This window comes from Methylobacterium sp. B1 (genome assembly GCF_000333255.1).
In the GTDB taxonomy this organism is placed as follows: Bacteria; Pseudomonadota; Alphaproteobacteria; order Rhizobiales; family Beijerinckiaceae; genus Methylobacterium; species Methylobacterium fujisawaense.
The window spans coordinates 1-931 of record NZ_BACT01000711.1; the positions used below are offsets into that span (position 1 = coordinate 1).

Here is a 931-nt window from a genome sequence, read left to right on the forward strand (position 1 = left end):
GTCTGTCGGGGCCCCTCGATGCCGCCTCCGGGCCGGCCGGCCGGAACTGGCCCTCGGCCGCCTGCAGCGGCTGAAGGAGGCATTCGGCGAGGACCGGCTCTACGTCGAGTTGCAGCGCCACGGCCTGCCCGAGGAGGGGCGGGTCGAGACCGCACTTCTCGACCTTGCCGGCCGCCACGGCCTCGGGATCGTCGCCACCAACGAGCCCTACTTCGCCAAGCCCGACGATTACGACGCCCACGATGCCCTGCTGGCCATCGCGGAGGGTCGCGTCGTCTCCGACGAGCGCCGCCGCCGGCTGACGCCGAGCCACGCCTTCAAGACCCGCGCCGAGATGGCCGCGCTGTTCCGCGACCTGCCGGACGCGCTCCAGGCCACCGTCGAGATCGCCATGCGCTGCGCCGTGCGGGCGCGGACCCGCAAGCCGATCCTGCCGAATTTCGGCGCCGTGGCGGCGGGCGAGACGCCCCCCATGGCGGAGGCCCTGGCGGAGGCGGCGGACACGGGCGTGCAGGCGGTCTCGGCCGACGAGCCGACCGAGTTGCGCCGGCAGGCCGAGGCCGGGCTGGAGCTGCGCCTGAAGCAGCACGGCACGGCGCCGGGCTTCTCGGAGGAGGATTACCGCAAGCGCCTCGCCTTCGAACTCGACGTCATCGTGTCGATGAAGTTCCCGGGCTACTTCCTGATCGTCTCGGACTTCATCAAGTGGGCCAAGGACCACGACATCCCGGTCGGTCCGGGCCGCGGCTCCGGCGCCGGCTCGCTGGTGGCGTGGTCGCTGCTCATCACCGACCTCGACCCGCTGCGCTTCGGCCTGCTGTTCGAGCGCTTCCTCAACCCCGAGCGCGTCTCGATGCCGGATTTCGACATCGACTTCTGCGTCGAGGGCCGCGAGCGGGTGATCCGCTACGTGCAGCAGCGCTACGGCGAG

General features: G+C 71.9%; 1 pseudogene. It reads left to right on the forward strand.

What is annotated here, in order from left to right:
- A pseudogene (locus tag I53_RS20855) lies at positions 1 to 931 on the forward strand (DNA polymerase III subunit alpha); the annotation flags it as partial.